This is a genomic window from Stenotrophomonas sp. RIT-551 (assembly GCF_026241915.1).
GTDB classification, from domain to species: Bacteria; Pseudomonadota; Gammaproteobacteria; order Xanthomonadales; family Xanthomonadaceae; genus Stenotrophomonas; species Stenotrophomonas bentonitica_A.
This window is the reverse complement of record NZ_JAPJIU010000009.1, coordinates 167,626-174,501: the sequence shown is the minus strand read 5'-3', so window position 1 is coordinate 174,501 and position 6,876 is coordinate 167,626. Positions and strand designations below refer to the sequence as shown.

Below are 6,876 nucleotides of genomic sequence, written 5' to 3'. Positions count from 1 at the left end.
CCGCAGGCACTCAGTGCCAATGCCAATGCCGCGGCCAAGGCCGACCTGCCGATCACAACCTGCTTCATCCCTGTTCCCCTAGTGAATGGACCTTCCCCACCTGCCTGCCCCCCGGGCAGACACCGGCAGTCAATGCCGACCCTCTATACTGGGCCGACCCCCACGCAGTCTGCCGGGAAATGCGTCGGCTTCCAACGCCCGCGTTCCCATTCCGCTCTTAGCTCACGCACCAAAGAGATTGCACATGTCCAACATCGTCATCGCCGCCGCCAAGCGCACCGCCATCGGCTCCTTCCTGGGCCAGTTCAACGGCGTGCCCTCCCCGACCCTGGGCTCCACCGTGATCGCTGCGGCCCTGGAGCAGTCCGGAGTACCGGCCGCGGATGTTTCCGAAGTGATCATGGGCTGCGTGCTGCCGGCCAACCTCGGCCAGGCGCCGGCCCGCCAGGCCGCGATCGCCGCCGGGATTCCGGTGTCCACCGGCGCCACCACCCTGAACAAGGTGTGCGGTTCGGGCATGAAGGCCATCATGCTGGGGCATGACCTGATCAAGGCCGGCTCGGCCAGCATCGTGGTCGCCGGCGGCATGGAATCGATGTCCAACGCCCCGCACATGATCCCCAACTCGCGCACCGGCAACCGCTTCGGCAACTTCCAGGCGGTGGATCACATGGCCCACGACGGCCTGGTCAACGCGTACGACGGCAAGGCCATGGGCGAGTTCGCCGAATGCACCGTGGAGAAGTACCAGGTCAGCCGCGAGGACCAGGATGCCTTCGCGATCGAGTCGGTCCGCCGCGCGCAGGCCGCGCAGGCCAATGGTGCCTTCGATGGCGAAATCGTCGCGGTCAAGGTCAGCACCCGCAAGGGCGAGGTCGAGTACGCGCAGGACGAGCAGCCCGGCCGCTCGGACATCGCCAAGATTCCGACCCTGCGCCCGGCCTTCAAGAAAGACGGCACGGTGACCGCCGCCAGCTCCTCGAGCATCTCCGACGGCGCCGCTGCCGTGGTGCTGCTCTCCGAGGACGATGCCGCCGCCCGCGGCCTGCAGCCGCTGGCGCGCATCGTCGGCCATGCCACCCACTCGCAGGCGCCGGAGTGGTTCACCACCGCGCCGATCGGTGCGATCCAGAAGCTGATGGACAAGACCGGCTGGACGCTGGACCAGGTGGACCTGTTCGAGATCAACGAAGCCTTCGCCGTGGTTGCGATGGCGCCGATCCGCGAGCTGGGCATCCCGCACGACAAGGTCAATGTCAATGGCGGGGCCTGCGCATTGGGCCATCCCATCGGTGCCTCGGGCGCACGCTTGGTGGTCACGCTGGTGAACGCATTGCGCACGCGTGGGGCCAAGCGCGGAATTGCTACCCTGTGCATCGGCGGCGGCGAAGCGACCGCCATCGCTATCGAATTGATTTGATTTGGTTTAACGCGCATTTCTCAAAACTGAATGCGCGATCGCTTGACAGCCAATCGTGGCTTGTCATCATGTTGCCGGGCGCGCAATAGCGCGTTGCCTAATCTAACGACGAGGATTCACAACAATGAGCATCAACAAGCTGCTGATCGCAATGGCCCTGGGCCTGGCTCTGACCGCCTGCTCGAAGCAGGAGCAGGCTGCTGACGCCGCCGCTTCGGCCAACGAAGCCGCCGCTGACGCCCAGGCCGCTGCTGACCAGGCCGCTGCTGCTGGCGCCCCGGCTGCTGACGCTGCCCAGGCTGCTGCTGACACCGCCACCACCGCTGCTGACGCTTCGGCTGATGCCGCTGCCCAGGCTGCTGGCGCTGCCACCGACGCTGCTGCTGAGCAGGCCAAGGACGCTGCCAAGACTGCGGAAAACACCGCTGAGCAGGCCAAGGACGCTGCTGAAGAAGCCAAGAAGTAATCACTTCTTTCTTCAAGCAAGTCTGAAGAAGCCGCTGGTTCGCCAGCGGCTTTTTCTTTGGGCGCGTTTTGGTGGCCGTGCCGCCACCCACCGGTTCTTCACAGGCGCATGAATAGGCTGGCCTCCCATCCATCGCCGTTCTGGAGCGCCACATGAAGATCCGTCCGCTGACCACCTCCCTGCTGGCCGCTTCCCTGCTGCTCGGCCTGGCCGCCTGCAAGGGCCCGGAAGCCGAACAGGCGCGCCGTGATGCCGCCCAGGCCGCCGACAGCACCAACGCTGCCGCCCGCGAAGCCGTCGACAAGGCCGCTGCGGCGACCCGCAGTGCCGCCGACGATGCCGCTGCCGCCTCCGAGCGCGCTGCCGCCGATACCCAGCAGGCACTCGACCGTGCTGCCGCCGCCACCTCCGAAGCCGCCGGCGAAGCCAAGGTCGCGGCCAAGGATGCGGCGGCCCACGCGAGCGATTCCACCGCCGATGCCGCGCAGAAGGTCGCCGACAAGGCGCGCGACGTGGCCGATGATGCCAAGAAGAACGCCAACGAAGCCAAGCGCTGAGTCGGCGTTACGCACCGCCACAGCGTGGTGACCAGCGCCCCCTCTCCGGAGGGGGCGTTTTCATTGGCGGCCGCTTACGGCAGAGCGCGGCCCAGCACGGCCGCGAAGTCCACGTCGGCCGGCAGCGTGCCGAAGGCCATCCCATGCTCGGCCCCCAGCCGTGAGCGGATGAAGGCGGACGCGTTCGGGCTCTGCGCGCGCAGCAGCACCGCGGCCTGCAACAACAGCGCCAGGCGCTCGGTGACCCGGCGTGCCTGCGCCTGTTCTGGTGGCACCGCCAACTGCGCCCGCAGTGCCCGCAACGCGGCGTCATAGAGGGCATCGGTCCCGGCCACCGCGTCCAGCTCAGCCTGCAGCGCCTGCAGTACCTGCGGCTCGCGCGACAGCGCACGCAGCACGTCCAGGCACTGGATGTTGCCGCTGCCTTCCCAGATCGAATTCAACGGCGCCTGCCGGTACAGCCGCGGCAGCATCGACTCCTCCACATAGCCCGCGCCGCCCAGGCATTCCTGCGCTTCGTTGACGAACACGGCAGCCCGCTTGCACACCCAGTACTTGCCCACCGCCGTGGCGATGCGCGCGAATGCCGCCTGCTGCGGATCGCGTTCGGCCTGGTCGACCGCGCGCGCCACGCGCATGGCGAACACGGTGGCCGCTTCGGATTCGATCGCCAGGTCGGCCAGCACATTGGCCATCAGCGGATGCTCGCTCAACCGCGTGCCGAAACTGCTGCGGTGCCGGGTGTGGTGCAGTGCCTGCGCCAGTGCCATGCGCATCTCCGCCGCGGCACCAAGCATGCAGTCCAGCCGCGTCATCATCACCATGCCGATGATGGTGGCCACTCCACGCCCTTCCTCGCCCACGCGCTGCGCCCAGGCCCCACACAGTTCCACCTCGCTGGAGGCGTTGGACCAGTCGCCAAGCTTGTCCTTCAGGCGCATCAGACGGAACGCGTTGCGGTTGCCGTCGGCCAGGCGCCGCGGCATGAGGAAACAGCTCAGCCCACCCGGCGCCTGCGCGAGCACCAGGAAGCCATCGGACATCGGCGCGGAGAAGAACCACTTGTGCCCGATCAGCGCATGGCTGCCATCGGCCTGCGGCTCGGCACGCGTGGTGTTGCTGCGCACATCAGAACCGCCCTGCTTCTCGGTCATGCCCATGCCCAGGGTGATCCCGGCCTTGTCGGCAATCGGGACGTCACGCGGGTCGTAGTGCGGGGCCGCCGCCTTGTCCGCCCATTCGGCGAGCGCCGGCGCCTGGCGCAGCACCGCGACCGCCGCATGGGTCATCGTCAACGGACAGCTGGTGCCCGCCTCGGCCTGGTGATGCAGGTAGCTCAAGGCAGCGCGCGCGACATGCGCGCCGGGGCGGCCGTCGTGCCAGGACAGCCCCGCCACGCCATGCGTCTTGGCCGTGCTCATCAACTCGTGGTACGCCGGATGGAACTCGACGGTATCGATGCGGTGGCCCTGCGCGTCGTGCGTGCGCAGACGCGGGCGGTCGCGGTTGGCATCGAAGCCGAGCCGGTACAGCGCATCGCCGGCGAGGCCGCCGTAGCGCGCCAGCGGGCTCACGAAAACGCCACCTCCCTCGCGCTGGACGGCATCGGCCAGTGCACTGTCGTCGGCCCAGAGGTTCCGGCCTCCGAAGGGTGGCGGCTGGTTGCTCACCACGTGCGTCTCGAACGCGGGCCAGGCAGACGTCATCTCGGCGACCTCCTTGCAGACAGATGCACCGATTCTGCCGCATCCCCGTGCAGGCCGCCGTTCATGCGGATTCTCACCTCCTGCACGAGCGCGGCGGCACAGTGCAGGCATGAACGCCGATGCCGACAACGACGACCTGGTGGTGCTGCGCCCGGAGGGGCTGTACTGCCCGGCCGGTGATTTCCATATCGACCCGTGGCGACCGGTGCCGCGCGCGGTGATCACGCATGGCCACGGCGACCATGCGCGCAACGGCATGGGTCACTACCACTGCACCACGCAGACCCTGCCGATCCTGCGTTGGCGGCTGGGCGATGTGGACTGCACCGCGCACGCCTATGGTGAACGCTTCACCCTTGGCGACACCGAGGTCTCCCTGCACTCGGCCGGGCATGTGCTCGGCTCGGCGCAGGTGCGGATCGCGCATGCGGGCCGGGTGTGGGTGGCCTCGGGCGACTACAAGCGCCAGCACGATCCGAGCTGCGCGCCGTTCGAGGTGGTGCCGTGCGATACCTTCATCACCGAAGCAACCTTCGGCCTGCCGGTGTATCGCTGGCCGGACACCGCACAGGTCGCCGCGGACATCGTGGCCTGGCGGCGGGAGTGCGAAGCGCGTGGCGAGGCAGCCGTGCTGCTGTGCTACGCACTCGGCAAGGCGCAGCGGATCCTCGCCGAACTGCTGCCGCTGGAAACGCAACCGGCGTTGCTGCATGGGGCGATCGCCACCGGCGTGGCGGTCTATCGCGAGGCGGGAATCCCGATGCTGGCCACCGAACCGGTCAGCGAGCAGGAACGCGGGGCGGCGTTCGCCGGCAAGCTGATCCTGGCGCCGCCCTCGGCGGCGGGCAGCGCGTGGATGCGCCGTTTCAAGCGCGCGCAGCTGGGCTTTGCCTCCGGATGGATGCGCGTGCGCGGCAACCGCCGCCGGCGCAATTACGATCGCGGTTTCGTCGTCTCCGATCACGCCGACTGGCCTGACCTGCTGCGCACCATCGCCGAGACCGGTGCGCGCCGCGTCATCGCCACCCACGGCAACACCGACGCGCTGATCCGCTTCCTGCGCGAGCGTGGCGTCGCCGCCGAGGCCTTCGCCACCGGCTACGGGGACGAAGAATGAAACGCTTTGCCGCGCTCTACAGCGAGCTGGACCGCAGCACCGCGACCGGCGACAAACGCGCCGCGCTGGTGCGCTACTTCCAGCAGGCCCCCGCGCACGACGCCGCATGGGCCCTGTTCCTGCTGGCCGGCGGCAAGGTCACCAGCGCGCGCCAGAAGATCGCCGGCAACGCCGAGCTGCGCGCGTGGGTGGCCGAGTTGTCCGATACGCCCGCCTGGCTGGTCGACGACAGCTATGACCAGGTTGGCGATCTGGCCGAGACGCTGACCCTGCTCATGAATGATCCGGCGCAGGCCGGCGCGGATATCGGGCTGGCCGACTGGATCGAGCAGAAGCTGCTGCCGGTGGCCAATCAGCCCGAGCCGGTGCGTCATGCCGCCGTCACCGGGGCGTGGCAACAGCTCGCCTTCGATGAGCGGCTGGTGTTCAACAAGCTGCTGACCGGCGCGCTGCGGGTGGGCGTGTCACAGCGGCTGGTGCAGCAGGCGCTGGCCGAATGGTCGGGCATCGACATCGCACGCATTGCCCAGCGCATGCTCGGCAGCTGGGTGCCCGCGCCGGGCCTGCTGGCCGCCTTGTTGTCCCCCGAAGAGCGCCCCGAGGATCGCCAGCAGCCCTACCCGTTCTTCCTGGCATCGCCGTTGGAGGCGGAGGTCGACACGCTGGGCCCGATCGACGACTGGCTGCTGGAATGGAAGTGGGATGGCATCCGCCTGCAGGTGCTGCGCCGCCAGGGTGAGGTCGCGCTGTGGTCGCGTGGCGAGGAGCGGCTGGACGGTCGCTTCCCCGAGATCGAGGCGGCCGCGATGGCGTTGCCCGATGGCTGCGTGATCGATGGCGAGCTGCTGGCCTGGGCGGACGGCGACGATCTGCCGCTGCCCTTCACCGCCCTGCAGACCCGCATCCAGCGACTCAAGCCCGGCCCGAAGACACTGCGCGATACGCCGGTGCGCGTGCTTGCCTACGATCTGCTCGAGCTGGGCGGTGAAGACCTGCGCGCCCTGCCCCTCTCGCAACGGCGGGCGCGCCTGGCCGAGGTACTGGCCACGCTGGACGACCCGCGCCTGCGGCTGTCACCGGCGCTCAGCGTGGCGGACTGGCACACGGCGGCACTGCAGCGCGACCTGGCCCGCGAGCGTGGCGTGGAAGGGCTGATGCTCAAGCGCGCCGAGTCGGTTTACCAGGCCGGACGCCGGCGCGGCGACTGGTGGAAGTGGAAGATCGCGCCGCTGACCATCGATGCGGTGATGATCTATGCCCAGTCCGGCCATGGCCGCCGCAGTACGCTGTACACCGATTACACCTTCGGCGTGTGGGATGGCCAGACGCTGGTGCCGGTAGCCAAGGCGTACTCGGGCCTGGATGACAAGGAAATCCTCGCGCTGGACCGCTGGATCCGCGCGAACACGATCGAGCGCTTCGGGCCGGTCCGCAGCGTTCGTGGCGAGCAGGTGTTCGAGCTCGGCTTCGAGGCGGTGAACCGCAGCAAGCGCCACAAGTCCGGCATCGCCGTGCGCTTTCCGCGGATCCTGCGCTGGCGGCATGACAAACCGGCCAGCGAAGCAGACACGCTGGCCCAGCTGCAGGCACTGGCGCGGTGACGCGACGGG

The 6,876-nt window shown here is 68.7% G+C and carries 6 protein-coding genes; 5 read left to right on the top strand and 1 reads right to left on the bottom strand.

Features of this window, described 5'->3' with window-relative positions; translation table 11 throughout:
* Nucleotides 1-244 precede the first annotated feature (244 nt).
* The 3 genes from ORK51_RS12640 (at nucleotide 245) to ORK51_RS12630 (ending at nucleotide 2,443) form a co-directional block, all read left to right on the top strand.
* A complete protein-coding gene (locus tag ORK51_RS12640) occupies nucleotides 245-1,420 on the top strand; it encodes a thiolase family protein (protein WP_019183429.1) in 1,176 nt (391 codons plus the stop codon).
* Nucleotides 1,421-1,544: 124 nt separating this feature from the next.
* Complete coding sequence (locus tag ORK51_RS12635) at nucleotides 1,545-1,886, top strand: hypothetical protein (RefSeq protein ID WP_019183430.1); 342 nt, start codon at nucleotides 1,545-1,547, stop codon at nucleotides 1,884-1,886.
* A gap of 152 nt (nucleotides 1,887-2,038) precedes the next feature.
* Nucleotides 2,039-2,443, top strand: a complete 405-nt coding sequence (locus ORK51_RS12630; protein ID WP_070425654.1) for a hypothetical protein — start codon at nucleotides 2,039-2,041, stop codon at nucleotides 2,441-2,443.
* A gap of 74 nt (nucleotides 2,444-2,517) precedes the next feature.
* On the opposite strand, the gene ORK51_RS12625 is transcribed toward ORK51_RS12630, so the two are convergent.
* Nucleotides 2,518-4,149 carry an isovaleryl-CoA dehydrogenase gene (locus ORK51_RS12625; RefSeq protein WP_266085101.1) on the bottom strand — a complete coding sequence of 544 codons (1,632 nt, stop codon included), beginning with the start codon at nucleotides 4,147-4,149 and terminating at the stop codon, nucleotides 2,518-2,520.
* Nucleotides 4,150-4,258: 109 nt separating this feature from the next.
* On the opposite strand from ORK51_RS12625, the gene ORK51_RS12620 reads away from it, so the two are divergent.
* Nucleotides 4,259-5,266: a ligase-associated DNA damage response exonuclease gene (locus ORK51_RS12620; protein ID WP_046273294.1), complete on the top strand. Its 1,008-nt coding sequence runs from the start codon at nucleotides 4,259-4,261 to the stop codon at nucleotides 5,264-5,266.
* Nucleotides 5,263-6,867 (top strand): ATP-dependent DNA ligase, encoded by a 1,605-nt coding sequence (locus ORK51_RS12615; protein ID WP_070471037.1) that lies wholly within the window; start codon nucleotides 5,263-5,265, stop codon nucleotides 6,865-6,867. The genes ORK51_RS12620 and ORK51_RS12615 overlap by 4 nt, the downstream gene beginning before the upstream one ends.
* The last annotated feature ends 9 nt before the right edge of the window (nucleotides 6,868-6,876 follow it).

Coding starts and splice junctions, on each gene's coding strand:
- ORK51_RS12640 (WP_019183429.1), top strand. CDS start 245: ATGTCCAACATCGTCATCGCCGCCGCCAAGCGCACCGCCATCGGCTCC.
- ORK51_RS12635 (WP_019183430.1), top strand. CDS start 1,545: ATGAGCATCAACAAGCTGCTGATCGCAATGGCCCTGGGCCTGGCTCTG.
- ORK51_RS12630 (WP_070425654.1), top strand. CDS start 2,039: ATGAAGATCCGTCCGCTGACCACCTCCCTGCTGGCCGCTTCCCTGCTG.
- ORK51_RS12625 (WP_266085101.1), bottom strand. CDS start 4,149: ATGACGTCTGCCTGGCCCGCGTTCGAGACGCACGTGGTGAGCAACCAG.
- ORK51_RS12620 (WP_046273294.1), top strand. CDS start 4,259: ATGAACGCCGATGCCGACAACGACGACCTGGTGGTGCTGCGCCCGGAG.
- ORK51_RS12615 (WP_070471037.1), top strand. CDS start 5,263: ATGAAACGCTTTGCCGCGCTCTACAGCGAGCTGGACCGCAGCACCGCG.